Annotated in this window: 17 protein-coding genes, 2 tRNA genes and 1 riboswitch (1 of these 20 running past the window's edge); of the genes, 8 read left to right on the top strand and 11 right to left on the bottom strand. The window is 71.5% G+C overall.

Going from position 1 to position 25678, the window contains the following annotated elements:
• Positions 1 to 997, top strand: partial view of an MFS transporter gene (locus OG452_RS18230; RefSeq protein ID WP_327299683.1) — the 3' portion only. Its footprint begins 272 nt before the window's first position; 997 of the gene's 1269 nt are visible here — the last part of the coding sequence; the start codon falls outside the window, past its left edge; its stop codon occupies positions 995 to 997.
• Between the two features lie 52 nt (positions 998 to 1049).
• Here the strand turns inward: OG452_RS18230 and OG452_RS18225 are convergent, their stop codons facing one another.
• Positions 1050 to 2729: an ATP-binding SpoIIE family protein phosphatase gene (locus OG452_RS18225; RefSeq protein ID WP_327296631.1), complete on the bottom strand. Its 1680-nt coding sequence runs from the start codon at positions 2727 to 2729 to the stop codon at positions 1050 to 1052.
• Between the two features lie 145 nt (positions 2730 to 2874).
• The gene (locus OG452_RS18220) at positions 2875 to 4299 is read right to left on the bottom strand and encodes an NAD(P)/FAD-dependent oxidoreductase (RefSeq protein ID WP_405561849.1); all 1425 of its coding nucleotides are present in this window, start codon (positions 4297 to 4299) and stop codon (positions 2875 to 2877) included.
• Between the two features lie 290 nt (positions 4300 to 4589).
• Between OG452_RS18220 and OG452_RS18215 the strand changes: the two genes are divergently transcribed.
• Together OG452_RS18215 and OG452_RS18210 are read left to right on the top strand one after the other, a co-directional pair.
• Positions 4590 to 5372 carry a TetR/AcrR family transcriptional regulator gene (locus OG452_RS18215; protein WP_327296630.1) on the top strand — a complete coding sequence of 261 codons (783 nt, stop codon included), beginning with the start codon at positions 4590 to 4592 and terminating at the stop codon, positions 5370 to 5372.
• A 341-nt stretch (positions 5373 to 5713) separates the two neighbouring features.
• Complete coding sequence (locus tag OG452_RS18210; RefSeq protein WP_327296629.1) at positions 5714 to 7660, top strand: sigma-70 family RNA polymerase sigma factor; 1947 nt, start codon at positions 5714 to 5716, stop codon at positions 7658 to 7660.
• A gap of 69 nt (positions 7661 to 7729) precedes the next feature.
• On the opposite strand, the gene OG452_RS18205 is transcribed toward OG452_RS18210, so the two are convergent.
• Positions 7730 to 9811: an asparagine synthase-related protein gene (locus tag OG452_RS18205; RefSeq protein WP_327296628.1), complete on the bottom strand. Its 2082-nt coding sequence runs from the start codon at positions 9809 to 9811 to the stop codon at positions 7730 to 7732.
• Positions 9812 to 10382: 571 nt separating this feature from the next.
• Between OG452_RS18205 and OG452_RS18200 the strand changes: the two genes are divergently transcribed.
• The 4 genes from OG452_RS18200 to OG452_RS18185 all read left to right on the top strand — a co-directional run bounded on the left by OG452_RS18200 (position 10383) and on the right by OG452_RS18185 (position 15596).
• Positions 10383 to 11804, top strand: a complete 1422-nt coding sequence (locus OG452_RS18200; protein ID WP_327296627.1) for an MFS transporter — start codon at positions 10383 to 10385, stop codon at positions 11802 to 11804.
• 70 nt (positions 11805 to 11874) lie between these two features.
• Complete coding sequence (gene lhgO / locus OG452_RS18195; protein WP_327296626.1) at positions 11875 to 13167, top strand: L-2-hydroxyglutarate oxidase; 1293 nt, start codon at positions 11875 to 11877, stop codon at positions 13165 to 13167.
• A gap of 38 nt (positions 13168 to 13205) precedes the next feature.
• On the top strand, positions 13206 to 14009 hold the full coding sequence (trmB, locus tag OG452_RS18190) for a tRNA (guanosine(46)-N7)-methyltransferase TrmB (protein WP_327296625.1): 804 nt from the start codon (positions 13206 to 13208) through the stop codon (positions 14007 to 14009).
• 96 nt (positions 14010 to 14105) lie between these two features.
• Positions 14106 to 15596: a PrsW family intramembrane metalloprotease gene (locus OG452_RS18185; protein WP_442810047.1), complete on the top strand. Its 1491-nt coding sequence runs from the start codon at positions 14106 to 14108 to the stop codon at positions 15594 to 15596.
• Between the two features lie 64 nt (positions 15597 to 15660).
• On the opposite strand, the gene OG452_RS18180 is transcribed toward OG452_RS18185, so the two are convergent.
• From OG452_RS18180 to OG452_RS18165, 4 genes are all read right to left on the bottom strand, one after another.
• Positions 15661 to 16605 (bottom strand): aldo/keto reductase, encoded by a 945-nt coding sequence (locus OG452_RS18180; protein ID WP_327296624.1) that lies wholly within the window; start codon positions 16603 to 16605, stop codon positions 15661 to 15663.
• A 243-nt stretch (positions 16606 to 16848) separates the two neighbouring features.
• Positions 16849 to 17913, bottom strand: a complete 1065-nt coding sequence (locus OG452_RS18175; RefSeq protein WP_327296623.1) for a M23 family metallopeptidase — start codon at positions 17911 to 17913, stop codon at positions 16849 to 16851.
• An 11-nt stretch (positions 17914 to 17924) separates the two neighbouring features.
• A riboswitch (cyclic di-AMP (ydaO/yuaA leader) is annotated at positions 17925 to 18065 on the bottom strand.
• 225 nt (positions 18066 to 18290) lie between these two features.
• Positions 18291 to 19520, bottom strand: a complete 1230-nt coding sequence (locus tag OG452_RS18170) for a PP2C family protein-serine/threonine phosphatase (RefSeq protein WP_405565478.1) — start codon at positions 19518 to 19520, stop codon at positions 18291 to 18293.
• Positions 19521 to 19620: 100 nt separating this feature from the next.
• Positions 19621 to 19694 (bottom strand) — tRNA-Met (locus OG452_RS18165).
• Between the two features lie 214 nt (positions 19695 to 19908).
• On the opposite strand from OG452_RS18165, the gene OG452_RS18160 reads away from it, so the two are divergent.
• The gene (locus OG452_RS18160; protein ID WP_327296621.1) at positions 19909 to 20268 is read left to right on the top strand and encodes a hypothetical protein; all 360 of its coding nucleotides are present in this window, start codon (positions 19909 to 19911) and stop codon (positions 20266 to 20268) included.
• Between the two features lie 132 nt (positions 20269 to 20400).
• Here the strand turns inward: OG452_RS18160 and OG452_RS18155 are convergent, their stop codons facing one another.
• The 4 genes from OG452_RS18155 to OG452_RS18140 all read right to left on the bottom strand — a co-directional run bounded on the left by OG452_RS18155 (position 20401) and on the right by OG452_RS18140 (position 24732).
• Positions 20401 to 20736, bottom strand: coding sequence for a MerR family transcriptional regulator (locus OG452_RS18155; RefSeq protein ID WP_327296620.1), 336 nt, complete (start codon positions 20734 to 20736; stop codon positions 20401 to 20403).
• A gap of 1016 nt (positions 20737 to 21752) precedes the next feature.
• Positions 21753 to 21825 (bottom strand) — tRNA-Lys (locus OG452_RS18150).
• A gap of 128 nt (positions 21826 to 21953) precedes the next feature.
• Positions 21954 to 22328 (bottom strand): VOC family protein, encoded by a 375-nt coding sequence (locus tag OG452_RS18145; protein ID WP_327296619.1) that lies wholly within the window; start codon positions 22326 to 22328, stop codon positions 21954 to 21956.
• Positions 22329 to 22554: 226 nt separating this feature from the next.
• Complete coding sequence (locus tag OG452_RS18140) at positions 22555 to 24732, bottom strand: DEAD/DEAH box helicase (protein WP_442810157.1); 2178 nt, start codon at positions 24730 to 24732, stop codon at positions 22555 to 22557.
• Positions 24733 to 25678: the final 946 nt, after the last annotated feature.

Here is a 25678-nt window from a genome sequence, read left to right as displayed (position 1 = left end):
CGTGGTGACAGTCGTGCTGTCTGCCGCCCTGCTCGGCGCGGGGACGGCCGTAATGCAGCCCTCCTTGGCCACGATGATCGTCTGGTGCTCCACCCCGTCCACCCGGACCCGCGCCTTCACCATGCAGTTCTTTCTGCAGAACCTGACGCTCGGTATCGGCGGACTCGTCGGCGGCCAGATCGTCGACGCGAGCCGGCCCGGCAGCTTCACGCTGCTCTTCGCCATCGAGGCCGCGATGTTCCTGGCGCTCGCCGGGATCGCCACGTCCGTCCGGCTGCCGCGCGCTCCGGGGCTGGAACTGGCTCCGCAGCCCAAGGGCGGCGGAGTGCGTGCGCTGCTGCAGCACCGCGCCATGGTGCAGCTCTGCGTGCTCGGCTTTGTCGTCTTCTTCGCCTGTTATGGCCAATTCGAGTCCGGGCTTGCCGCTTACGGGACCGAGGCCGCCGGAATTCAGCCCTCGACGCTCGGAATCGCACTGGCCGCCAATACGGCGGTGATTGTCGTCGCGCAGTTCGTGGTGCTGAAGGTCGTGGAGAAGCGGCGGCGCTCGCGGGTGATCGCCGCGGTGGGTCTCATCTGGGCTTTCGCCTGGGTCATCGCTGGATACGCCGGTCTGGGGCACGGCAGCCAGGCCATGGCGACGGCTGCGTTCATCTCGACGTACGCGCTGTTCGGGCTCGGTGAGTCCATGCTGTCCCCGACCGTCGCACCGCTCGTCGCCGATTTGGCGCCCGATTCCATGGTCGGTCAGTACAACTCGGCGTTCGCGCTGGTCAAGCAGCTGGCCCTGGCCATCGGGCCCGCTGTCGGCGGGCCGATGGGGGCGTCGATGCATCTGCTGTACATCGCGACCTTCGTGGTGTTCTCCCTCGGGATCACCATGCTGGCTCTGCGGCTGGGGCGGCGGCTCACCCCCGTACAGAACAATCCGTCGCTCGGACACGGTTCGCGGGTCGTGGCGGCGCATCTGCCGGAGCCAGCGGTCGCCCCGCACTGACGGCCGGCCGGCCCGGGCCTCCGGCACCTGGCAGCCCGCAGAGCAGAGGGGCTTACGGGCGGGGGGCCGGCCGGGCCGTCGTGTTCTCGGGAAGGGCGAACTCGCACCAGACCGCCTTCCCGCCCCCCGGTGTACGGCGGGAGCCCCAGGACGAGGCGATCGTCGCGATGATCGAGATACCGCGGCCCGCCTCGTCAGCGGGTTCCGCGCGGCGGCGGCGCGGCAGATGGTCGTCGCCGTCCGTCACCTCGATGATCAGCCGCCGGTCGGTCCTGCGCAGTCGCAGCCGCATCGGCGGGGTGCCGTGCTGGAGGGAGTTGGCGACGAGTTCGCTGGCGGCCAGAACTCCCAGATCGTGAAGTTCCACGTGAAACCTCCAGGACGTCAGCACGCCGGAGGCGAAGGCCCGCGCGCGGGGAGCCGCTTCCACCCCGCCCAGCAGGTCCAGCGCCGCGTTGTGGAACAGCTCGGCGGCCGGGCCGGTACGCGCGGGGTGCTGGACGACCAGGACCGCGACATCGTCGTCGTGCTCGGCCGTGACGCCGAGTGAGCGGATCAGCCGGTCACAGACGACCTGCGGGGTACCGGAAGCACCGGACAGTGCCCGCTCCAGAGCAGCCAGGCCCTCGTCGATGTCCTCGCCCCGGCGCTCCACCAGGCCGTCGGTGTAGAGCACGGCGGCGGAGCCGGGCGGCAGCGCGATCGAGTCCGAGGTGTGCTGCCAGCCGCCCGTCCCGAGCGGCGGTCCTGTCGGGTCGGCGGCACGGCGTACCGTGCCGTCCTCGTCCCGGACCAGCACCGGCAGATGGCCGGCCGATGCGTAGACCAGGCGCCCCTCGTTGGGGTCGTGGACCGCGTAGAGGCAGGTGGCGATCTGGTTGGGGTCGATCTCCGAGGCGAGGCCGTCGAGGAGCTGCAGGATCTCGTGCGGCGGCAGGTCGAGCCGGGCGTAGGCACGGACGGCCGTGCGGAGCTGCCCCATGACGGCGGCGGCCCGGACCCCGCGGCCCATCACATCGCCGATGACCAGGGCCGTGCGCCCGGCGCCGAGGGTGATCACGTCGTACCAGTCGCCTCCGACGGCCGCGTCCGTGCCGCCCGGCTGGTAGGTGGCCGCGATGCGCAGGTCGTCGGGCTGCTCCAGCTCCTGGGGGAGCAGTGAGCGCTGGAGGGTGACTGCCGTCTCGCGCTGTCTGCGCTCGCTGGTCCGCAGTCGTTCGACGGCGTCGGCGTGGTCGGAGACGTCGGCGGCGAAGACGAGGACCCCGCCGTGCTCCGGGAGGTTGGGGACCGGAGTGCAGGTCACCGTGTACGAGCCCGCGCCCGGACCGGACCGCACCCGGCGGGACTTGACGGTACGAGGGGTTCCACTGCGGAGTACCTGGTCCATCAGCGGGAACAGCCCCAGCTCGGCGAGTTCGGGCAGTTCGTCGGTCCCGCACTCGCCGGTGGAGCGGGGGCCGAAGGCCGCGGTATAGGCCTCGTTGACGTAGGCGACGCGGTGCTCGGCTCCGTACACGAGGGCGACCAGCGCGGGCAGGCTGCCGAGGATCTCCCGTACGGAGAGCTCGTCCAGCGCCGGGAGCCGGTCGGTGTCAGCGGTCAACTCGGCTTCCCGGCCCCGGGGCCGGCCGGATTCACCGCGGGCCGCGGGCACGGAACTGTGGTCGGTCCGCGCGGCGGCGCGGCGCTGCGTTCCGGGGAGCCGGGAGCTCCAGCGCGTGAAGTTCACTGCTTTTCAAGCCTCGTTTGTCGTGACGGGACGGCTGGGACCTGCTGCTCACCCGGCGGGGGGATCCGGGCCGTACGGGGTGTTCTGTGCGGGTCTGGGCCCGCCTATGGTCACACGCCAAGTGTGACCGGCTGCACTGTCGGCGTCAGTCCCGCTGCGGGCGGTCGCCGCCGGCGGCCCATTCGAATTCGGCCCGCGGGTGTTCCAGCGAACCGAGCGAAACGATCTCGCGCTTGAAGAGTCCGGCGAGCGTCCACTCGGCGAGGACCTTGGCCTTCCGGTTGAAGGTGGGTATACGGCTGAGGTGGTACGCGCGGTGCATGAACCAGGCAGGGTAGCCCTTCACCTTCCGTCCGTAGATGTGGGCGACACCTTTGTGGAGGCCGAGCGAGGCGACCGAACCCGCGTACGTGTGCTCGTAGTTGCTGAGCGGCCTGCCATGCAGTGAGGCGACGAGGTTCTCCGCGAGCACCTTCGCCTGGCGCACGGCGTGCTGTGCGTTGGGCGCGGTCTCCGCGCCGGGCTCGTCCGACGTGAGGTCCGGGACCGCCGCCGCATCCCCCGCCGCCCAGGCATGGGTGGTCCCTTCAACGGTGAGCTGCGCCGTGCAGCGCAGCCGACCGCGGTCGTTGAGCGGGAGGTCGCTGGCGGCGAGGACCGGGTTCGGTTTGACCCCCGCGGTCCAGACGAGGGTCCGGTTGGGGAAGCGGGCGCCGTCGCTCAGCACGGCGACCCGGTGGTCGCAGCTGTCCAGCCGGGTTTCCAGGCGTACGTCGATGTTGCGGTTGCGCAGCTCACGGACCGCGTACTCGCCCATCTCCTGGCCGACTTCGGGGAGGATGCGGTCGGCGGCCTCCACCAGGATCCAGCTCATGTCCTCGCGGTCGACATTGTGGTAGTAGCGCGCCGCGTAGCGCGCCATGTCCTCCAGCTCGGCGAGCGCTTCGACGCCCGCGTAGCCGCCGCCGACGAAGACGAAGGTGAGCGCGGCGTCGCGGATCGCGGGGTCGCGGGTCGACGAGGCGATGTCCATCTGCTCGATGACGTGGTTGCGCAGGCCGATGGCCTCTTCGATGCTCTTGAAGCCGATGCCGTACTCGGCGAGGCCCGGGATCGGCAGGGTGCGGGACACGGAACCCGGGGCCAGCACGAGTTCGTCGTAGGCGATCTCCATCGCGCCGGTGCCGTCATCGGCGCCCGCGAGCGTGGTCACGGTCGCCGTGTGCTCGGCGTGGTTGACGGCGGTGGCTTCACCGATGACGATCCGGCACTTGTCGAGGAGTCGTCTGAGCGGCACGACGACATGGCGGGGCGAGATGGAACCGGCAGCGGCCTCGGGGAGGAACGGCTGGTACGTCATATAGGGGTCGGGAGTGACCACGGTGATCTCTGCTTCGCCGTCCTTCAGCTTCCGCTGGAGACGCAGCGCCGTGTACAGACCCACGTAGCCGCCGCCGACCACGAGAATGCGCGTGCCGGCCCGGGGTCCCTGGCCGGACCCGGGGTTCGTCTCGTGGGAGAGGGGAGCAGTCACTGTCCCATGAGGCAACGGGCGCTCGACTTTGTCCACAGGCCCGACAAATTGTGTGACCGGAGAACACCGGCGCGCCGCAGCGGAGTGTTTCCCCTCGTGAAGGGAAGGGCCGCAGGTCAGCGGGTGGGACGGTCAGCGGGCACCGGGGTGGAACAGGGAGAGTCCAGGCCCATACTCCGATCGGGAGGCGCACCGTGCGGAACGACCCCCTTCTGAATCGCCCCCTGCTCAACTATGTTCGTAGTTCGCCGGGGTATTGGGGTTCGGCCCCGGCGGGACCAGGCGGGGAGTCTCCGGGGGGAGACATCATTACCGGGGGATCGCATATGCACATTCAGGACGCTCGTTGGCAGGCCACTGTCCCGGCTGAGAGCAGCGGACGGGCGGGCGCGGGCACGCGCTCTGCGCCCCTTCGCGTGGACGCACAGCGCAATCTGGAGCACGTACTGCGGGCCGCCCGCGAGGTGTTCGGCGAGCTCGGGTACGGCGCGCCGATGGAGGACGTGGCGCGCCGGGCGAGAGTCGGGGTCGGCACCGTGTACCGCCGCTTCCCGAGCAAGGACGTCCTGGTCAGCCGGATAGCCGAGGAGGAGACCGCCCGCCTGACGGAGCAGGCCCGTACGGCACTTGGGCAGGAGGACGAACCGTGGTCCGCGCTCTCGCGGTTCCTGCGGACGTCGGTGGCCTCGGGTGCGGGACGGCTGCTGCCGCCCCAGGTGCTGCGCGTGGGGGCGGCCGAAGCGGCTGAAATCGGTGATGTCGCCCTCGGCGGGGGGCCATTGACGGGCGTGCCTGATGCCTCCCCGGACCAGACGCGCGTACCGCAGCAGCGGTCGGCCTCCCGGGTCGCCGGGGAACCGCCGTCGACCGCCGCGCTGCCCGGTCTCTCGGCCGACAGCGCGGGGCCAGTGGAGCTGCTGGAGGTCGTGGGCAGGCTGGTGGACCGGGCCCACACAGCAGGCGAGTTGCGGGGCGATGTCACCGTGGCGGACGTCCTGCTGGTGATAGCCACGGCGGCGCCTACACTGCCCGACTCGGCACAGCAGGCGGCCGCGTCCTCACGGCTGCTGGACATCCTGCTGGAGGGTCTGCGCTCCCGTCCGGCTTGAGCGCGGGGGTGGCGGGCCGGCGGGGCGCCCCGCTTCGGGCGCCGTATCGGCAGTGCCCGTATCGGCGGCACCCGCATCACGGTCGGCTGTCCCGTAGTCGACTGTCCCGCAGTGGGCTGCTTTGCAATCGGCTGCTTTGCAGTCGGCCGGTTCCTCGGCATCACTCATCCGGGCTCTGGGGACAATTAGTTGAGCCTTCCCCTAACGGGTGACAGTTAGTGCTCCGATTCGGGAAGACTCCCCGGATGAGTGGTTGCCGAACGCGAGTGGCCGGTCATAGCCCCCGCCGTGCAAGTCTTGGCCGGTGTTCTGGTCTGAGGTAGGTACGGGGGCTTTCCGCGATGAGCATTGAGGGGCGGGACGAGCCACTCGGCGAGGCCGACGGGGCGCAGCCGCTGCCCGGGCAGGGCCCGGGGCAGCCGCCCGGGAAGATGTCCGGGGAGCCAACCGGGCAGGCGGGGTCGCAGCCAGGGCCGCCTCCGGGCGGCGAATGGTCGGCCAGCGTGCCCCAGCAGCGTGAGGGCGGCGGCAGCGGGGTGCTTCCGCCGCCACGCGCCCTGGACCTGCCGCCGTCGGACGCCGAACTGATCGCGCAGATGCGGGACGGCACCGACAGCACCGCCGGCGCCGGCAGCGTCGACAGCGCCTACGAGGAACTGTTCCGCAGGCACTCCGACGCGGTGCGCCGCTATGCCCGTACCTGCTGCCGCGACGCGCACACCGCCGACGACCTGACGGCCGAGGTGTTCGCGCGCACGCTGCAGGCGGTACGGCGCGGGGCGGGACCCGAGCAGGCGGTCCGGGCCTATCTGCTGACCACGGTTCGCCGGGTCGCCGCGGCATGGACGAAGACCGCCAAGCGGGAACAGCTGGTCGAGGACTTCGCCGTCTTCGCCGACCGGGCCGCCAGGTCCTCGTCGTCCGAGGTGTCCGACCAGGACACGCTGGATCTGGGCGCCGATGTCCAGGCCATGCGGATCGCCGAGAAGTCGCTGGCCATGGAGGCGTTCCGGTCGCTGCCTGAGCGCTGGCAGGCAGTCCTCTGGCACACCACCGTGGAGGAGGAGTCCCCGAGCGACGTCGCCCCGCTGTTCGGGCTGACGGCCAATGCCACCGCGGTCCTGGCCAGCCGGGCCCGTGAAGGGCTCAAGCAGGCCTACCTCCAGGCCCATGTGAGTCAGACGCTCACCGCGGGCGGCGACTGCGCGCAGTATGCCGACCGGCTCGGCGCTTACGCCCGCGGCGGCCTGCGGATGCGGGCCGAGCGGGGGCTGCGGAAGCATCTGGAGGAGTGCGCCAAGTGCCGGCTCGCGGTGGGCGAGCTCAAGGACGTCAACGCCGGGATTCCCGGGCTCGTTCCGATCGCGGTCATCGGCTGGTTCGCCGGTGGGTCCGCGCTCAAGGCCGCCGGGCTCGTCGCGGGCGGCGCGGCCGGGGCCGCCGGGGCCGGTGCCGCCGCGGCGTCGGGCGGGAGTTCGGCGGGCGGGGCCGCTGCCGCGTCCGAAGGGCTCGGCGTGCCCGCCAAGGCCGGTATCGCCGCCGGCGTCGTCGTCGCGGCGGCCGCCGGTCTGGCGTTCGCGCTGTCCGGCAGCGACGCTCCCCGACCGGCGCCGCACGCCGCGCCCCCGGTCGCGCAGCCCGTCGTACCGGCCAAACCCACGCCACCGCCCCCACGGCCGAAGGCACCGCCCGCTCCCCCGGCGCCCGCGCCCAAACCCGCCCCCAAGCCGAAGCCCACGCCGGTACCCCCGAAGCCCGCTCCCAAGCCCTCGAAGCCAGCGCCGACGCCGACCGAACCCACCCCACCCCCGAAGCCCGCCCCGACTCCGACTCCGACACCTCCGCCGCCCGCACCGGCCGTCTACCAGGTGGCCGCCCTTGACTACTCGCTCGTCGGCGACCACACCGAGCCCGAGCTCAGCCTCAAGGACAGCGGCCCGGTGTGGCAGCGCCGTCAGTTGGCCATGCGGGGGACCCAGTACAACCGCGGTATCAGCGTGCACGCCCCGTCCAGCGTGACCGTCCAGCTCAACCGCCAGTGCTCCACCTATGAAGCGCTGGCCGGTATTGACGACATGTCGCTCGGGCTCGGGGCGGTGCGCTTCTCGGTGTACGGGGACCAGTCCCTGCTGTGGCGTTCGGCCGTGGTGCACGGCAGGGATCCGGCGGTGCACGTGCGGGTCGGGCTCGCGGGCCACCGGACGCTCCGGCTCGTGGTCGAACGGAGCGGCCCCTTCGGCTCGGTGGCGGTGGCCGACTGGGCGCAGTCACAGATCAGCTGCAGCTGACCGGACCCGATCCCACCCCCGTCCCGCGAGCCCCTGCCCTGCCCTGCCCTGCCCTGCCCTGCCCTGCCCCTAAAGGCTCCGTCGCGGTACGACCCCGCCCGCCACCGCCCGCTGCTTCGGTGCCGCTGTCCCGGTCCAGCAACTGCCGCGTCTGGCCAGCAGTCTGCGCAGCCACAGCTCCGTGGAGACCAGGTCGGCCAGCCCGTCGAGCGGCAGCCGCTCCCCCTCGGCAGCCGCGCGCAGCGCCTTGCGGACCACCCGCGCCTCGATCAGGCCGGCGTCCGCGAGCAGCGGGGCATCGAACAGGGCGATCAGCGAGGGGAGCGAGGCGCGCAGCCCCTGATGGAACGTGGCTTTCGCGGTGGTGTGCGACGGGGCGCCCCAGCCGTCCGGCAGGTCGTGGATGCCCGCGCCCGCCAGCACCGTACGGAGGATCTCGGCCCGTGCGCCGGGCTGGACCCGCAGCGATTCGGGGAGCAGCCGGGCCGCCCGTACCACCTGGTTGTCGAGGAACGGCGCGTGCAGGCGCTGGCTCCGTACCTCCGCCGCCTGTTCGAAGATCCGGTGGTCCGCCGCGTACCGGGCGAGCGCGGCGCGTGCGCGGGCCTCGCCTGGGCGCTGCACCGAGGTGGGCCGCAGCGCCGACTCCTGGAGGCGTACGGAGACTTCGGCGAGCGCCTCACCGGTCAGCCAGCGGGCCGCGGGCCCCGGCCGTGACCAGGTGAGCGCCGCCAGCGAGGCGTCCAGCGTCGAGCCCTCGGCGGCGTAAGGGACATCGCGGTCGCGCAGCCGGACGGCCGCCTCCTCGATGCCCGCGCGGTACGGGGTGCGGGCCAGTCTGCGCGCGGCGCGGTAGACGGTGAAGGGGATGAGGACCGAGCCGTCCGCTTTGGCCAGCGCGGCGACCGGTTTGACCAGATGACGTCTGCGGCGGTCCATCAGCAGGTCGGCCAGGCGCGCGGGGTGCGCGTCGAGCACCTGCCGTGCGCCGTCGCCCACCAGGTGGTCCGCGCTGCCCGCGGCGAGCCGCAGGCGGTGGCGCTCCGATGTGATCAGCGAAGGGCCCGGCTCGTCGGTCAGCGGGCCCGACTCCAGATCGGCGTACGGCAGGGCCTCTTCGCCCCCCGCGACGACCACGTGGTGCAGTCTCGGGTTGGCCGCGATGGCGCCCGCCCGTTCCAGTTCGGGCCCGTGGCCCCGCGCGGAGAGGTCATTGAAGGTCACGGCGAGGAGGCGTTCGCCGGCGCCCGTGCCATGGCCGAGGATCGTGCCCGGCACCCCGGGCAGTCCGGCCGCGAGAAGCGTGAGGGTGGCGGATGCGCTGCCGCCGGAGAGGTCGGCGCCGATTCCGGCGGCGGGCACCGGGACCCCGCGCGCGGCGCGCCGTTCGGCCGGGCCCATTCCCGGGACGGGGCCCGGATCGGGCGGCAGCGTCTCGGGGGCGTGGCGCGGCGCGGTGAGCCGGGCGCGTACGGCTTCGACGAGCGCGTCCCGGACGCCGTCCACGGCCCGGTCCGGGTCGACCTGGGCGGCGGCCACGGCGAGCGAGGCCACCTGTTCGTACCCGGTGATCTCCCGTGAGCCGTCGCGCAGGATGAGGGCGTGGCCCGGCGGGATGCGCCGCACCCCGGCGTAGGGCGTCGAGTCGCGCAGCGCCTCGGGCACGTCGGGGCAGGCGAGCAGCGCGGCCAAGTGGCCGATGTCCAGCTGCGCTTCGACCAGGTCGGCGAGGGGAAGGGCCGCGGTGGCGTACGCGGTGCCGTTGGCCCAGGGGGTGTGGAAGACGGGCCGCGCGCCGGCCAGGTCGCCGATGACGGTGACCCGGCGCCCGGACTGTACGACGACCGTGTAACTGCCCGCCCAGGCGGTGAGATGGCGCAGCGCGCCGCCGCGCGCGGCGAACAGGCCGACCCGCAGCTCCTCGTCCGTCGCAGCGCAACAGCCCAGTACCGCAAGGCGGGTGAGGGGGTCGACAGAGATGACCCGCACCTCGTCCGGCCGCCAGTCACCGACCGCCCAGAGGGGATCGGGATCGCCCCACAGCAGCTGCGAGCCCACGGGGTGGACCGTGCGCCCCTCGTCCGCGCCGCCGAGCGAACCGGCCGTGCCGAAGCTCGCGGCAGTACTGCTCCACCCCACCAACCACCGCATCGCCGCCTCCACAGGCTGTGGACAACTGAACGCCGAGGGCGTCCAGGACCATGCTGCCATGACAACGGCGTACCGGAGGGGGTACGGAAGCGCGCACCCGGATGTGAATGCGCCCCCGGCAAAGGCCATTCGGTCTTGCCCCACGAGGGGCGTCATCCAGCCATTCTGGCGGAGTGGCATCTGTGCAGGGACACCGGCCGAAGGGCCGTACAGCGCTTCGGTCCGGGAGACGCCACACGCCTCCCGGACCGGCCGGCCGCCCGCGGGGATTGAGGCGGCCGTATCCCCCAGCCCACTGGAACCTGTGCAGTGGGCCGACCCACGCACTGCACATGGAAGACCTCGCCGAACGGCCGGACCAGAGCGCACGGCCGGGCGCACGGCCACACACCGGGGGCACGGGCCGCGATTGAGAGCGCTCCGGGCGGGCAACAATCCCGCCATCCGGAACATCACCCCTTAACGGTAGGGATGCGGCGAACTACGCTGGGTTTACGAATGCCGTGCACGGCTTCTCGGACAAGAGGAGTTGCCGCGACACGGCGGCCGTCTGTGTGTCGAGGGGTGGCGCATGTCCAGGGAGCTACGCGGGCCGAACGACAAGCTCGGCACCGTTCTCGCCGTCGCGGGAATCAGCAACGCCGGACTGGCGCGACGGGTCAACGACCTCGGCGCCCAGCGCGGCCTGACGCTTCGGTACGACAAGACGTCCGTGGCCAGGTGGGTGTCCAAGGGCATGGTGCCCCAGGGCGCCGCGCCCCATCTGATCGCGGCGGCGATCGGCGCCAAGCTGGGCCGGCCCGTACCGCTGCACGAGATAGGACTCGCGGACGCGGATCCGGCCCCCGAGGTCGGGCTCGCCTTCCACCGCGACGTCAGCTCGGCCGTGGTGTCGGCGACCGATCTGTACCGGCTGGATCTCGCCGGGCGCCGGGCCGGAAGTGGCGGGATATGGCAGTCGCTCGCCGGATCGTTCGCGGTCACGGCATATGCGACACCCGCCTCGCGATGGCTGATAACACCCGCTGACTCCTCGGTGGAGCGGGGCGCCGACGAACTGGCGGGCCCGGCCGCGCTGCGCGTCGGACACAGCGATGTGACCAAACTGCGGGAGGCCGCCGAGGACGCGCGGCGCTGGGACTCCAAGTACGGCGGCGGGGACTGGCGTTCGTCGATGGTGCCCGAGTGCCTGCGGGTGGACGCGGCTCCGCTGCTCCTCGGCTCGTACTCGGACGAGGTGGGCCGCGGGCTCTTCGGCGCGACCGCCGAACTGACCAGGCTCGCCGGGTGGATGGCGTTCGACACCGGCCAGCAGGAGGCCGCCCAGCGCTACTACATCCAGGCGCTGCGGCTCGCCCGCGCCGCCGCCGATGTCCCGCTGGGGGGATATGTCCTGGCTTCGATGTCGCTCCAGGCGGTCTACCGCGGCTTCGGGGACGAGGGAGTGGACCTCGCGCAGGCGGCGGTCGAGCGCAACAGGGGCCTCGCGACAGCACGCACGATGAGTTTCTTCCGACTGGTGGAAGCACGGGCGCACGCGCGCGCCGGTGACTCGGCTGCGGCCGGCGCGGCGCTGAAGGCGGCGGAGGGCTGGCTGGAGCGCTCGCGCGAAGGCGACGCCGATCCGTCCTGGCTCGGCTTCTACTCGTACGACCGCTTCGCCGCCGACGCCGCCGAGTGCTACCACGATCTCAAGGCCCCGCGTCAGGTGCGGCGCTTCACCGAGCAGGCGCTGTCGAAGCCGACGGAGGAGTTCGTCCGCTCGCACGGGCTGCGTCTTGTGGTGAGCGCGGTGGCGGAGCTGGAGTCCGGCAACCTCGACGCGGCGTGTGCCGCGGGCACCCGGGCGGTGGAGGTCGCGGGGCGGATCTCGTCGGCGCGCACCACGGAGTACGTACGGGATCTGCTGCACCGGCTTGAGCCGTACGGCGACGAGCCGAGAGTGGTGGAGTTACGCGAGCGGGCCAGACCACTCCTGGTGGCGCCCGCGTAGAACGGTCCTCCCCCCTGGTTTGAGGGCATTGTCAGTGGGCCAGTGCACTATCGGGGTGGGAGGAGGTGCGATGTCTTTCGGGAACGGCAGCACGCGTGGTGACAGCGGCGCCCGTGGCGGCAGCGGCGATCGCTACGGCGGTGCCGGCCACAGCGGTGGCTTCGACTGCGACGTGCTGATCATCGGCGGCGGGATCGTCGGCCTGTCGACGGCGTACGCCCTGACACGGTCCGCGCCGGGCACGCGGGTCGTGGTGCTGGAGAAGGAGCAGCGCACCGCCCGCCATCAGACGGGCCGCAACAGCGGGGTCATCCACAGCGGGATCTACTACCGGCCCGGCTCCCTCAAGGCGCGGTTCGCGGTGCGGGGTGCGGCGGAGATGACCGCGTTCTGCGCCGAGCACTCCCTGCCGTACGAGGTGACGGGCAAGCTGATCGTCGCGACGGAGCGGGACGAGCTGCCCCGGCTGCACGCCCTGGCCCAGCGCGGCCGGGAGAACGGGATTCCGGTGCGGGAGCTGGGCCCCGCCCAGATCGCCGAGTACGAGCCGGGGGTCCGGGGACTGGCCGCGATCCGCGTCGCCACCACCGGGATCGCCGACTACGGCGCGGTGGCCGCGCGCCTCGCGGAGCTTTCGGAGTCGGCGGGGGCCGAGGTCCGGTGCGGGGCCGAGGCCGTCCGGATAGCGCGGCGCCCGGAAGGCGTCGCGGTCGCCACGTCCGACGGAGCGGTAATACGGGCCCGGGCCCTGGTCAACTGCGCGGGGCTGCACTGCGACCGGGTCGCCCGGCTGGCGGGCGACGACCCGGGGATGCGGATCATGCCCTTCCGGGGGGAGTACTACACCCTGACCCGCCCCAGCCTGGTGCGCGGCCTCGTCTATCCCGTGCCCGACCCGGCCTTCCCCTTCCTCGGCGTCCATCTGACCCGGGGCACCGACGGCACGGTCCACGTCGGACCGAACGCGGTACCGGCGCTGGCCCGCGAGGGGTACGACTGGGGCACCGTGCGCCCCGCCGAGCTGGGTACGGTGCTGGCCTGGCCCGGCGCGTGGCGGGTAGCGGGCCGCCACTGGCGGTACGGGGCGGGCGAGCTGCACCGCTCGCTGTCGAAGCGCGCCTTCACCGAGGCGGTGCGGCGGCTGCTGCCCGCCGTCGAGGAGACGGATCTGCGCCGGTCGCCGGCCGGGGTGCGGGCCCAGGCGGTCCTCAGGGACGGCACGCTGGCCGACGACTTCCTGATCCGGGAGGCGCCGCGCACGGTCCATGTGCTGAACGCCCCCTCGCCGGCCGCGACGGCAGCCCTGCCGATCGGCCGCGAGATCGCCCGCAGGGCGCTGGCCTCGGTGGGGGTACGGGCCTGAGGACCGGCAGGCGCCGGGACCGTAGAATCGGGGGCACTGTGTCCGATCTCCTGAACCCCCCACCCGATCCCTCGTCGCCCCAGCGCGCCAAGGGCGAGCCGCGCTTCCCCGGCGGACCCGCGGCCGACCCCGCGGGCTCCCACCACGAGCGCCGGATCCGCAGCTTCCAGCCGCGCCGCAGCCGCGTCACGACCGGGCAGGCCGACGCTCTGGAACGGCTGTGGCCGCGCTGGGGTCTGGACATCGACGGACAGCGGGTCCTCGATCTGCCCACCCTGTTCGACGGTCTCCCCGTCGTCCTGGAGATCGGCTTCGGCATGGGCGAGGCCACCGCGCAGATGGCCGCGGCCGACCCGTCGACCGGGATCCTCGCATCCGATGTGCACACCCCCGGCCAGGGAAACCTGCTGCGTCTCGCGGAGCGGAACGGCCTGTCCAACATCCGGGTGGCCAACGGCGACGCGATCATCCTGCTCCGCGAGATGCTGAAACCGGACTCGCTCGCCGGACTGCGGGTGTACTTCCCCGACCCATGGCCCAAGAGCCGCCACCACAAGAGGCGGCTGATCCAGCCCGAGTTCCTCGACCTGGCCGCGCCCCGGCTCGCACCGGACGCCGTCCTGCACTGCGCGACCGACTGGGTCCCGTACGCCGAGCAGATGCTGGAGGTGCTCACCGCGCACCCCTGCTTCGAGAACACCACGTCGGACGGCGGCTACGCACCGAGGCCCGGCTTCCGGCCGCTGACCAGGTTCGAGGGCCAGGGACTCGACAAGGGCCACGCGGTCCACGACCTGTTGTTCCGCCGCAACGACCGCCCGAGCGGCCACAGCACCGGCTAGCGGCTGTCCGGCCGATCTTCGTGGATCAGGCCGGGCCCGGCACGGAAACCCGGTACGGCGTCGCGGTTGTCAGTGCCGCTCGTTAGTCTCAATCGGGTGTACGAGTCGAGCGTGCCGCCCGGGGCGGCCCATCCGGTGGTCCCGGTGTACGAGGAGCAACCGCGCTTCGACGCCGTTCCGCCGCGTGCACACTGGCGCTACGCACCCCGCAGGGACTTCTGGCGGAGCAAGGCGCTGCGCGCCTCAGCGGTGATCATCGTCCTCGCCATCTGCGGCCTGCTGATCCTCTCGCTGGTCCGCGAACAGACCGGGACCGAGGGCTTCCTCGTCGGCATGGCTCTGGCCGTGCTGCCGGTGCCGCTGCTCATGGCGGCCTTCCGCTGGCTGGACCGGGTCGATCCGGGCCCCTGGCGCAACCTGATCTTCGCCTTCGCCTGGGGGGCGTGCGCCGCCGCGCTCGTCGCGATCATCGCCAACTCCTTTGCCACCCACTGGATAGCGACCGCCACAGCGGATCCGAAAAGCGCGAACACTCTCGGGGCGAGACTGGTGGCGCCGATCGTCGAGGAGAGCGCGAAGGCCACGGCCATCCTGCTGATCTTCCTCTTCCGCAGGCGCCACTTCACCGGGGTCGTGGATGGTGTGGTCTTCGCGGGGTTCACCGCGACCGGCTTCGCCTTCACCGAGAACATCCTGTATCTGGGCAGCGCCTTCGGCGAGGACAAGTCGCTGGGGTTCTCGGGCGTTCCGTCCGTGACGGCGGCGACGTTCTTCGTCCGGGTGGTCCTCTCACCGTTCGCCCATCCGCTGTTCACCGTGCTGACCGGCATCGGCTTCGGCATCGCGGCGCTGGCCGCCGAGGACCGGCGGCTGCGCCGGACCGCACCGCCGCTGCTCGGCCTCCTCTGCGCCATGGGCATGCACGCCCTGTGGAACAGCTCGTCGGCTTTCGGCACCTACGGCTTCTATCTGGTCTACGGCGCTTTCATGCTCCCGGTCTTCGGGATGATCACCTGGCTGGCGATCTGGACCCGCCAGCGGGAGCTGCGCACGATATCGGCCGAACTGCCCGCGTACGCGGCGGCGGGCTGGCTGGCCCCCGCGGAGCCGCTGGCGCTCTCGTCGATGCGGGCGCGCGCCATGGCACGCAGCTTCGCGGCGCGTACGTTCGGCGGAGGGTTCGGCGCGACCAGCCCGCATCTGGGCCCGCACCCGGCCCCGTACGGCCGGAGCCCGAGCCCCGTTGGCCCGAACCCCGTCGGCCCGGCCCCCTCCGGTCCGTACGGCCAGAGCCCGTACCACCGGCCGGCCGCGCACGCCGACGCGAAGTCACGGGCCAGGGCCGCGTCCCGCGCGGTCTCCGAGTACGAGGCCTTCGCGACCACCCTCGCCTTCCTGCGGCACCGGGCCCACCGGGGCGTGGTGGCCCCGGACTTCGAAGCACGTGAGCAGGAACTGCTGCACCACCTCTGGCAGCGCAAGGAGATCGCAGGACCCGCGCTGCTCTACGCGGCCGAGGCGACCGGGCGGGTACGGGTGCCGCCGCCGCATCTGCACTACGGCGGCTACAACCCGTACCAGCACTGACCCCGGCGGCGCCTCGCCCGGCTTCCGGTTCCTGGCCGTACCGGTCCCGGCCCGATCCGGTTCCTCAGGCGGAGGCCGCGGTCAGCTCCGCCACCTCGGCGTCGGTGAGCTTCAACTCGGCCACGGCGGTCAGCGCGGGCAGCTGCCCGACCGTACGGGCCGAAGCGATCGGCGCGACGACGGTCGGCTGTGCGGCCAGCCAGGCCAGGGCGACGGTCGCGACCTCGGCTCCGTGCGCCGCGGCGACCCTGTCGAGCGCGGCCAGGACCTTCGGCCCCCGCTCGGTCTCCAGGTGCTGGGCCGCACTGCCGGCCCGCACGCTGTCGACGTCCACACCGGGCCGGTACTTGCCCGTGAGGAAGCCGGCGGCCAGCGCGTAGTACGGGACGGCCGCCAGACCGTGCCGGGCCGCCACGTCCTGGAGCCCGCCCTCGTAGGTGCCACGGGAGACCAGGTTGTAGTGCGGCTGCACAGCGACGTACCGGGCGAGCCCCTCGGCCTCGGAGAACGCCATGAAGGCGTCGAGCCGCTCGGCGCTCACATTGGACGCGGCGATGGCGCGCACCTTGCCGGCCTTCACCAGATCATCGAGAGTGGTGATGATCTCCTCGACGGAAACGGACTCGTCGTCGAGGTGCGTGTAGTAGAGGTCGATGTAGTCGGTGCCCAGCCTGCGCAGCGACTCGTCGGCGGCGGCCCTGATGTTCCCGGCCGAGAGACCCCGGTACCGGGGGTGCATACCGACCTTGGTGGCGACCACCACGTCGGCGCGGTTGCCACGCGCTGCCAGCCAGTTGCCGATGACGGTCTCGGACTCGCCGCCCTTGTTTCCGGGCACCCACGCCGAGTACGTGTCCGCGGTGTCGATGAAGTTGCCGCCGACGGCGGTGTAGGCGTCCAGCACCTTGAAGGACTGTTCTTCGTCGGCGCTCCACCCGAAGACGTTGCCACCGAGGGAGAGCGGGAAGACCTTGAGGTCGGAGGAGCCGAGTGCGCGCAGAGGAGTCATACGTCGGTCAACCCAGCGTCGGCCCGGCACTATTCCGCTGTTCAGCCGGACGGCCGTACGCGTGGGACGGACCGGGCGGGCCGGTGCCCGCATACGGCGAACCGGCAGCCCTGACGCCGGGGGGATGTGCCGTCAGGACCGCCGGGGTGCGGACGCCGTACATCGGCGGTACTCGCGGGGACCGAAAGCGGGTGCGGGAGTTCAGCCGCTCACGCCTTGGGGTTGCCGCTCACGCGTTGGGGTTTACGGGTTGAGGCCCTTGCCCTGGAGCCAGGTCATCGGGTCGACCGGGTCGCCCCCGCCCGGGCGGACCTCCAGGTGCACATGCGGTCCTGTGACGTTGCCGGTGGCTCCGACCCGGCCGATGACCTCGCCGGTGCTGACCTTCTGGCCGGCGCTGACGCCCAGCGAGGACTGGTGGCAGAACCACAACTCCGTACCGTCGTCGAGCGTGATGACCGTGCGGTAGCCGTACGCCCCCGCCCAGCCCGCCGACTTGACCGTCCCGCTGTGCACGGCCTTGATCGGGGTGCCGGTCGGGGCGGCGAAGTCGAGGCCGGTGTGGTGGCCCGACGACCACATCGAACCGCCGTCGTCGAACCGCGAGGTGAGGGTGTACGAGGAGACCGGGAGCGAGTAACTGGCCGCAAGCTTGGCGAGCCGCTCCTTCTCCGCCTTGGCCTTGGCCTCCGCCTCGGCCTTCTTCTTGGCCGCCTCCTCCTTGGCCGCAGCCTCGTCCTGCTTTTTCGCGGCCTCCGCCGACGCCTTCTCCGCAGCTGCCTTCTCGGCTGCCGCCTTGGCCTCGTCGTCGACCGCACCCTGCTGCTGCTCGGCCTGCTGGATGATCCGGGCACGGAGGGCCTCTCCCGCGTCCGCGCCGCCCTTGCCGGTGGCCGCCGCGGTGGTGAGCGCCGCGTCGGCGGCGCCCGTCTCCGTACCGCCGTGGCCCGACGAGCCGCCGTCGATGTCGGAGATCAGCGTCCCCACGCCGGGCAGCGACTCGGCATCCGGCAGCTTGTCCTTGACGGACTGCGGAAGGTCGGGGAGGGAGATCGCGACCGGCGGCTTGCTCTGGGCGCTGGCCATGCCGCCCGCGCCGACAGCCGCGATCACGCCGACGCCGAGGACCGTCGAACTGCGGGCGAGTCCGCCACGCTGCTTGGCGACGCGGTGTTTGCCACGGACCGAACGGAGGGAATCCTCAGTGGGGTTCCACTCGTCGAATGTGCCGCCGTCCTCACCGCCGAAACCGAGAGCATCGTCGTTCGGGAAGTAAAGCGTTTCGGGGGCAGGGTTGTTGGACGCCACGGAGGCGCACTCCTTTCCTTCCTTACCGCCTACCGGGTTAGCTGACGGGTTCGGAGCAGGAAGGTCTCCTACGGGCAGCCCTTGCGGAGAAGCCCGATTCACCCCAATTGATGGTTCCCCGGTTCCCTTGCGGGATTCGGCGCGTGCGCGCGGTGCCGCCTCTTGCGACGACTGGGACAACCGCGCTGCGTTATCGAACGTTAATAGACGCGAGGGCCGGATTCCAAGCTGTTCCGACTGATCGTTAACGGCTCTGGCCTGCACTTAACGGGTCATAAAGGGGCGCATTCGGGCGACTTGATCTCCCTTCGGGAGCCATCGTGAAACATCGGCTTCCTGATGGTGCGTCAACTGTTATGCGGAGGGGTGCGCTTCGACTACGCATCGTGTTGTTCCCGGTGGACGATCCCCACCGTCCTGCGCCGGTCCGGCTGCCCCAGGCCCGGGCGGCCCACCGCGAGCAGCGCCATGTCGTCCGTGGAGCGCCCGCCCGTGTGCCGTCGCACGTCGTCGGTCACCGCCGTCAGCAGCTCGTCGGGCCCCGAGAAGATCCGGCCGCGCAGCCGCTTCTGCGGCTCGTAGAAGGCCCCCTGCGCATTCCTCGCCTCGGACAGGCCGTCGGTGTAGAGCAGCAGCGTGGCCCCCGGCGGGAACTCCGTCTCGTCCGCCCGGTCCGGCCAGGCCGCCAGATCGGCCAGCCCCAGCGGCAGGGCGGGATCGGTCGGCCTGAGGACGTGGATACCCCCGTCCGCGTACAGCAGCAGCGGTTCGGGGTGACCCCGGTTGAGCAGCCGGATCCGGCCCTGGTCACCGCGCGGGATCTCGGCGAGCGCCGCCGTGGTGAACCCCTCGAAGGCGTCAAGTCCCTCCCGTCGTACGCCTTCACGGGTCAGCGCACGCTCCAGCCGCTGGGCGACCTGTTCGATCGTCACCTCCTGCTCGGCAGCTTCCCGGAAGGCCCCGATCACCACGGCCACCGCCTCGACGGCGCCGAGCCCCTTGCCCCGCACGTCACCCACCACCAGCCGGACCCCGTACGGGGTGTCCTGCACGGCGAAGAGATCGCCGCCGATGAAGGTGCCTGCCTGCGCCGCCTCGTACCGCGCCGCGATGTGCAGCCCGGCGATCCGTTCGGAAGGCACCGGCAGCACAGCACGCTGCGCGGTCTCCGCCACCACGCGCGCCGACGCGAGCTCTTCGCCACTGACCCGGATGACGCGGTTGATGACGAGGGCGACGACCGACAGCGTCACGACGGTGATGAGCTCCGTGATCGCCGAGGCCTTGGCCGAGGTGTCGTCGTAGCCATGCAGCCCCACGACGGCCAGCACCGCGACGATCCCCGTGAGCAGCGTGGCCCGGTACGAGAAGAGCGGGGCGGCGATCACCGGCGCGGCGACGAAGAACGGGGCAGCCGTGAACGCGGCCGGCGTCAGCTGGTCGAAGACCACACCGCCCACGATCAGCACGGCGGGCAGCACCCGGACGAACCTACGCGCCCAGCCCGAGTCCTCTCGCTGCCCCACCAGTACCCTCCTGCCCGGTCCACAAAGCGGCGGACGGTACCGCGCCCCACCAGGCTGGCCGCACCCGCGCCGGTCTGCGATTCGGCGTCGGCCAAGTGGGGGAAGCGGGGACCGGCCGGGCGGCAGCGGTGAGAAACGACCGAAGGCCCAGCACGTGATGTGCTGGGCCTTCGATCCTGAGTAGCGGGGACAGGATTTGAACCTGCGACCTCTGGGTTATGAGCCCAGCGAGCTACCGAGCTGCTCCACCCCGCGTCGGTAAACCCAACTCTACGCCATGCGCGAGGGTGGTTCTGACCATTACGGGAAGGGGCCGGCCGGACCGCCGAGACGCACCGCAGGACGCACCGCAGGACGGGCACCAGGCCTTCGGGCGCATGGACCTGGCCGGAGAGCTCCACTTCTTGCTTCCTCCATGGAGCACCACCGCTTGAGCCGACCGGACGGCCGGTGATTAAAATCGTCTCTCATGTCGAAGCCTGACGAACTGCTTGTTGAGGTCGCCGCCCTGGTGGAGTCCGGGGCCAGCAATCAGATGTCTCTGACCGTGGTCGCCGGTGGTGCAGTCATCACCGGTCGGCTGGCTCCCGAAGCCGTCTGGAGGCAGCGGGTGTCGGAGGTCCTGGCGGACTCGGCCCGCCTGAGTGATTTCTCCGCTGTGTTCACCGCTGCCCCGCGCGAGGAGGGGCCGCCCACGCATCTGCACTTCCATGTGGCGCGGATTCTGCAGGGCACGGTGGGGATCCCCGAGACGGGCGGAATGTACCGCGTGGCGATCGAGGACGTCAGCGGCTGGACCATCGGCGACTTCAGCTACTCCGACCACTGACACGGTCGCGGCGAGAGCCCCTCACCGCTGTTTTGATGGCGGCTCTCGCCTGCGCGCCGGTCAGGCTCATGGGAAAAGACCCGCCCGCCCCGGCCCTCGGGGCCTGCCAGTATCCCCGGCGGGCCCGCCGCCTCACCCCACGGGCGGTTCCGTCGATTCGGCGGCGCGGCGATATTTCTCGTTGATGCGTTGGGCTTCTTCGAGCTGGTCCTCAAGGACGACGATGCGGCAGGCGGCCTCGATGGGTGTGCCCTGGTCGACGAGTTCCCGGGCGCGGGCGGCGATGCGCAGCTGGTAGCGGGAGTAGCGGCGGTGGCCGCCCTCGGAACGCAGCGGGGTGATGAGGCGGGCTTCGCCGATGGCGCGGAGGAAGCCCTGCGTGGTGCCGAGCATTTCGGCGGCCCGGCCCATGGTGTAGGCGGGGTAGTCGTCGTCGTCGAGACGGCCGAACGAGTCGTCTGCTGTCATTTCACCTCTCTGTGGAACGCGTTGAGGGGCCCGGATGCCATCTGGCACCCGGGCCCCGAAGGAACTGCTACACCATCTGCCGACTCTCGTACTGCGTCGGCGTTCTGTTTCCGCGTGCACGCCCGGGAGAGGGCGTGGATTGCGGGGATCGCGGTTGCTTGACCGGAGACCACCTCACTAACGATGTCCTGCGGTACCCGGGCTCGACACTCCGCCCGGGCGATCCTGATGGCGCCTGGCTCCTCCGTTCTTCCCTCTGGGATCACTCACTTACCTACTGCTGGTACTAACTGCTCCGCGGCCTACGGCAGCGCCACTCTTCGGCAGCCAGCCCCGTCGCCCGTCCTGCGTCTGCTCTGGCTTGGAACCCCACTGCCGAACCTCCCGGCACGCGCGTCCGCAGCCGACGCCTTTACCGAGGTGCTACTGACAAACACACTGCTGATCCTGCGAACTGCACCTTGCCGTACTGCTCACGGCGGCCCCTGATCACTGCGGGCCACCCGGTCCGGTCGTCAGCCCCGTCGCCATCCTGCAACTGCTCCGGCTTCGGAACTCCACCACCGCACCGTCGTGCGAACTGCCTTCACTGCGCGTACCACTGCCCGGCAGTTCATCTCTGCCGGGCCTTGCTTGATCTCGGCTACGAGAGAAAACATAACCACTTCACTGCCCGATGTCTACCTCAGCCACCGTAGATTTCCGCCTGTCGGGGAGCGAGATGGTCGACCTCGGTCGCAGTGGATGTGGGCAACGCCCTCTGCTCGAGCCACGGCTATCGGCTCCGAGCAGCACCGATACGCGGACTCGAAGGACCGTAAGCGCGTACCTCAGCCGGTAGCACTCAAGGCACCGGTCGGGCTGCGACAGTCGGCGGCGAGCAGATCCACGCCGTACCAGGTACTGCCGACGCATGCTCACGCACGAGCTCCGAAACGACTGAGCGCCCCGACCGAAAAACCAGGTCAGGGCGCTCAGTTGCAGGTCAGAGGGGGTGTTTCCCCCCTCCTCCGTCGTAGACCGTGTGGGACTCGAACCCACAACCAATGGATTAAAAGTCCACTGCTCTGCCAATTGAGCTAACGGTCCGTGCTGACGCACCCCCCGAGCATAGCGGGAGCGTGCCCAGCAGCCATCGGGTATCCCCCGCCCGGCACGTCGGACTCCGCCGGCGGCGGGTGGGCCGTCGGCGGAGTCGTAGCACGGGGCGCTCCGGTTCAGGGCGTCGCGGGGCCCTGAAGCACCTGGAGGTAGTTGCCGTCCGGGTCCAGCAGGGTGGAGAAGAACCATCCGCCCCCGGTGTCCTCGACCGGCCTGACCCAGGTCACACCGAGGGTGTTGAAGTGCTTCTCGGCCGCACGGATGTCACGCACCATGAGGTTGACCAGCTGCCTGCCCGGTTCCGCGGCCTTTTCCGCCACGTCGTCACGGCGATCGAATCCGATGATCGCCTGCTCTCCGACGATGAGCATGTGGCCCTCCCATCGGGCCCCCAGTGGCTCCAGCGCTGTGCGGTACCACTCGATGAGCGGTTCGGGATCCGTACTGCCGAGGATGATGCCCAGTCCGTTGATGTTGCCAGGGGCTGCCATGAGGTGTGCCTCTCTCGTCTTCGGTCGTGCCCGCCTGTGTGCGGCGCCTGCTGCGCCCACATGGTCATGACCGTTCGCGGCGGCGAAAGTCATCGGTCGGCGCCGGACGCAGCGAAAGAGAGACGCAGCGAAAGAGAAGCGGGCCCCTCCGCGAAGGAGGGGCCCGCTTCTCTGGTCAAGCCGGATTCAGTGGCTCACCGTTGCCGGCTCACGCCGGGCAGGTGGCTCAGCCGTTGCGCTTCCAGCGCGGCTTGTCGTCGCGGCGGCCGAAGGAACCGGTGCCGGTGCCCGTTCCGGTCGTGCGGTGGTCGTCGCGGCGGCCGGTCGGACGGTCGCTGCTGCCGGAGCGGAAACCGCCGGTGGGGCGGTCGTCGCGGCGGTCGCGGTTGAACGGACGGTCGCTGCCGCGGTGGCCGCCGGAGGGGCGGTCGTCGCGACGCTGGAAGCCGCCGTTGCCACCGCGGTCGTCCCGACGCTCGCCGCCACGGAAACCACCGGACGGACGGTCGTTGTCACGACGCTCGCCGCCACGGAAGCCGCCGGACGGGCGGTCGTCGCGACGCTGGAAGCCGCCGTTGCCACCGCGGTCGTCCCGACGCTCGCCGCCACGGAAACCACCGGACGGACGGTCGTTGTCACGACGCTCGCCGCCACGGAAGCCACCACCGGAACCACCCGAGGGACGGTCGTCACGGCGGAAACCGCCGTTGCCACCACGGTCGTCACGGCGCTGGAAACCACCACGGTCGCCGCCGCGGTATCCCCCACGGTCGCCGCCCCGGTCGTCACGGCGCCCGAAGTTGCCGCGGTCGTCGCGGCGCTCCTCGCGCTGCTCCGCCCTCGGCTGCTCCGGTACGGCGGCCGCGATCTCGGCCTCGGCGGCCTGCAGCACCTCGGCGACAGCGGCCTCCGGGTCGTCACCGCGCTCGCGGGCGGCACGCGCCACGAGGCGGTCGGCCTCCTCGCGCAGCTCGGTCGCCCGGCGCTGGACGCGCTCCAGCTCACGGGTGAGGTCCTTGGCCTCGCGCTCCGCCTGCTTGGCGGCGTTGTTCGCGGAGTCGGCCTGGACCTCGGTCAGCGAACGGGCACCGGTGATCTCGGCGACCTCGGGCTCGAAGGCCCCGGCCCCCTGGACGATGTGGCGCGTGGCGTCGACGCCCGCGTCCTCCATCAGCCGGAAGATCTGGCGACGCTGGTGCGGCAGCGACAGCGAGACGACCGTGCCTGACTTGCCGGCGCGGGCGGTACGGCCCGAACGGTGCAGGTAGTCCTTGTGGTCCCCGGCCGGGTCCACGTTCAGGACCAGGTCGATGCCGTCGACGTGGATACCGCGGGCGGCGACGTCGGTCGCGACGAGCGCGTTGACGTAGCCCTTCTTGAAGTCCTCAAGAACGCGCGTACGGGCGCCCTGGGTCATGCCGCCGTGCAGCGCGTCGGCCTTCACGCCCGACTCGCACAGCTGCTCGGCGATGCGGTCCGCGCCCAGCTGGGTGCGGACGAAGATGATCGTACGGCCCTTGCGGGCGGCGATGGCGGCGGTGACCGGCGCCTTGTCCTTCGGCTTCACCACGAGGACGTGGTGGGTCATCGTCGAGACGTTGCCCTGCGCGCTGTCGACCTCGTGCGTGACGGGGTTGGTCAGGTAGCGCTTGACCAGGGTGGAGATCTCGTTCTCCATGGTGGCGGAGAACAGCATCCGCTGGCCGCCGCCGGGGATCTGGTCGAGCAGTTCGGTGACCTCGGGCAGGAAGCCCAGGTCGGACATCTGGTCGGCCTCGTCGAGGACGGCGACCTGGACGTTGGCGAGCGAGCAGGCGCCACGGTTGATGAGGTCGCGCAGACGGCCCGGGGTGGCGACGAGGACGTCGACGCCGCGCTCCAGGGCGTAGATCTGGTTGCTCATCGACGTACCGCCGCAGACGACCTTCATCTTCAGGCCGAGCACGTCGCCGTAGGGCTGGAGCGCGTCCGCGACCTGCATCGCGAGCTCACGGGTCGGGGTGAGGATGATGCCGCGCGGCTTCTTCTTCTCGGTGTGCCCGCCGGCGAGCGTCGACAGCAGCGGGAGGCCGAAGGAGAGGGTCTTGCCGGAGCCGGTACGGCCACGGCCCAGGATGTCCTTGCCGGCCAGGGCGTCCGGGATGGTCGCTGCCTGGATCGGGAAGGGCGCGGTGACGCCGTTCTGGGCGAGCTTGCGGACGATGCCGTCAGGCAGGCCGAGCGACCCGAAGGTCACGGTCGGCTCGGCGGGCTCTTCATCGGTGACGGACTCGCCGACGGCGGTCTCGTCGGTGACTGCGGCCTCGGTGGCGGTGTCCTCGGCGGCTACGGCCTCGGTGACGGCCTCTTCGACCTCGACCACGACAGCCTCGGCGTCGGCGACGATCTCGTCGTTCTCGGGCATGACGGCGTGGTCAGAACTGAAATTGGACATGCGAAATGCGAAACCTTCCGGAGTTTCGGCACGCGCCCATAACTCCGTGAATCGCTATTTCGACCGCCTCAATGCGGACCAGTCACGGTAAGGGAGAGAACGCGCCTCGGGGCGCTCTTCGCCTCTTGCTGATCAAGAGACACAGTGGCGCCGGGCAATGGGATCAAACGATCTACTACCATACTCACCCTTCCCCCTTTCTGGCAAACCCAACCTGCCGCACGGGCCCCACCTGCGGTGATGCCAGTGGAATCTGCATCGCTTCGGACCGCTTGGCGGGGCCGACGGACGGGGACGTCGTGGCCCCGGGCGGGGAGCTGCCCGGACCGGGCGTGGGGCTCGTACGCGGTGGGTCGGATGGCTGCCCGGGCGGCGTGGGGCTGCCGGCGGGCGGCGCCGGACGGCCGGGCGGCCTGCCGCCCGCCGGCGGGCCGGAGTGTCCGGGGCGGGGCGACCGCCGGGCACCGGGCGCCGACGGGTCCGCCGAGGGCGCCCCTCCTTCGCGGCCCTTCCCCGCGGTCACCCCCTTGCTCCCGCTCGCTGCCTTCCGGGCGGAATCCCCCTGCGCCGACTGTCCGTCAGGGTCCTCGTCACTCCCGCCGACCGCGCCACCGTGCACCCGGTCGCGCCCGCCGCTGTCGGGGGCGGCGCCGTCCGGCCGGGCGTCCGTGCGCTGCGTCCCCTTCGTGGCGGACGGCGCGGGCCTGCCGGGGTGGTCGGTGACGCTCATACAGCCCGCCGAAGCCGCCACCGTCATCACGGCGGCGATCAACCGGGCAGGGACAGGCAACTGGCGCACGGGGCGCACCTCCGGAGGGAGCGGACTTACGGGGAACGGACCGGGTGGGGCCGCCCTGCCCAACTCCCCTGCCCCCGGAAGGGACACGCCCGGCGGCGGTCCGTACACACGGTCACC

Source organism: Streptomyces sp. NBC_01197 (genome assembly GCF_036010505.1).
Lineage (GTDB): Bacteria > Actinomycetota > Actinomycetes > Streptomycetales > Streptomycetaceae > Streptomyces.
The sequence above is the reverse complement of the archived record's forward strand: the minus strand, read 5'-3'. Positions and strand labels throughout refer to the sequence as shown.

Bases quoted from the DNA above. Each gene is read 5' to 3' on its own strand.
- OG452_RS18205 (WP_327296628.1), bottom strand. From the start codon at position 9,811: ATGCGGTGGTTGGTGGGGTGGAGCAGTACTGCCGCGAGCTTCGGCACG.
- OG452_RS18200 (WP_327296627.1), top strand. From the start codon at position 10,383: ATGTCCAGGGAGCTACGCGGGCCGAACGACAAGCTCGGCACCGTTCTC.
- OG452_RS18180 (WP_327296624.1), bottom strand. From the start codon at position 16,605: ATGACTCCTCTGCGCGCACTCGGCTCCTCCGACCTCAAGGTCTTCCCG.
- OG452_RS18155 (WP_327296620.1), bottom strand. From the start codon at position 20,736: ATGACAGCAGACGACTCGTTCGGCCGTCTCGACGACGACGACTACCCC.
- OG452_RS18140 (WP_442810157.1), bottom strand. From the start codon at position 24,732: ATGCCCGAGAACGACGAGATCGTCGCCGACGCCGAGGCTGTCGTGGTC.
- lhgO (WP_327296626.1), top strand. From the start codon at position 11,875: ATGTCTTTCGGGAACGGCAGCACGCGTGGTGACAGCGGCGCCCGTGGC.
- OG452_RS18160 (WP_327296621.1), top strand. From the start codon at position 19,909: ATGTCGAAGCCTGACGAACTGCTTGTTGAGGTCGCCGCCCTGGTGGAG.
- OG452_RS18215 (WP_327296630.1), top strand. From the start codon at position 4,590: ATGCACATTCAGGACGCTCGTTGGCAGGCCACTGTCCCGGCTGAGAGC.
- OG452_RS18210 (WP_327296629.1), top strand. From the start codon at position 5,714: ATGAGCATTGAGGGGCGGGACGAGCCACTCGGCGAGGCCGACGGGGCG.
- OG452_RS18145 (WP_327296619.1), bottom strand. From the start codon at position 22,328: ATGGCAGCCCCTGGCAACATCAACGGACTGGGCATCATCCTCGGCAGT.